Origin of the sequence: Pantoea sp. B9002 (assembly GCF_013385945.1) — a bacterium.
Lineage (GTDB): Bacteria > Pseudomonadota > Gammaproteobacteria > Enterobacterales > Enterobacteriaceae > Pantoea.
Window position 1 is genome coordinate 1 of sequence record NZ_JACAPA010000068.1, and the last position, 1,027, is coordinate 1,027.

Sequence of the window (1,027 nt, forward strand, 5' to 3'; positions counted from 1 at the left end):
TCATCGATCCAGAAGTCATTCCCGTGACCCGAGCTGACGCGGTTGTTGATGGCCAACGTAACGGTGCCAGTGGTGGTTGCCACCCACGAACCTTCCACTTTTTGTGGGGTATCTGCCACCGTGTAATAGGCGCTTACCGGTACCCCATCCACCGTCAAAGCCAGTTGTGCAGGGTTTACCAACGAATACCTCGTAATTCGACTCAAAATAAAGTTGAAGTCATAGGTTTCACCTGCCTCAACATTAATTTGCAGGCTCATGATGTTACCGCTGAAGTCAGCTGCTGTGGCGACCGTGATAAATTCCAGCTGATAACCCCCATCTGCTGTAGCTCTAACGAATGTGTCACCAGGGCGTGCGTGGTTGCCGAGGATGGTCCAGCCGTTAAAGGTGCCGTCATTGAAATCCCACACCGTGCCGAGTTTGAAATCATACGGCTCTGAGAGCGCAGATTTGTTACCCGCCGCATCAAGGCTATAGGCGGTGAGATTGTGCAGGCCAGGCATCAGTTCGGGCAGCGTCCAGCTCCACGCGCCCGTGCCGTCTGCCCGGAACGAACCAAGGAAGTTATCGTTATCATACAAATACACCACCGAGTTCGGCTCGGCCGTACCGCTGAAGGTCGGCGTGGTGTCATCCGTAATGCGGCCTTTAAAGATCGCTTCGGTGAGTGCACCGACATTGTCACTGCCAATGGTAATGACCGGTGCGACGGGCTCCGAGGTATCCACATTGATGGTGAAGGGATCGGAAAGCGCCGAGATATTACCGGCCTTGTCAACCGCCCGCACCCGCAGCACGTGCTCACCGTCACTGAAGCGTGCGGTGGTTGGATACTGCCACGTCCAGTCTGAGGTGGTGGACACAAAGCTGTGGATCGCCGTCGTGCCGTCGTAGATGGTGATCAGGCTGCCCGCTTCTGTCGTGCCGCGAAGCACCGGACGGTTGTCGTTGGTGAGGCCGGTGCCGTCGTTAGTAATCGCGCCGGTCACACCGCCCGCCACTGCATCAACGATGCTGGAAATCG

1 protein-coding gene is annotated in these 1,027 nt (G+C 56.4%); it reads right to left on the reverse strand.

The features are described 5' to 3' along the window. Positions 1–1,027, reverse strand: a 1,027-nt coding sequence (locus tag HX773_RS24915; RefSeq protein ID WP_176973740.1) for an Ig-like domain-containing protein, incomplete at both ends; no start/stop codon positions are given.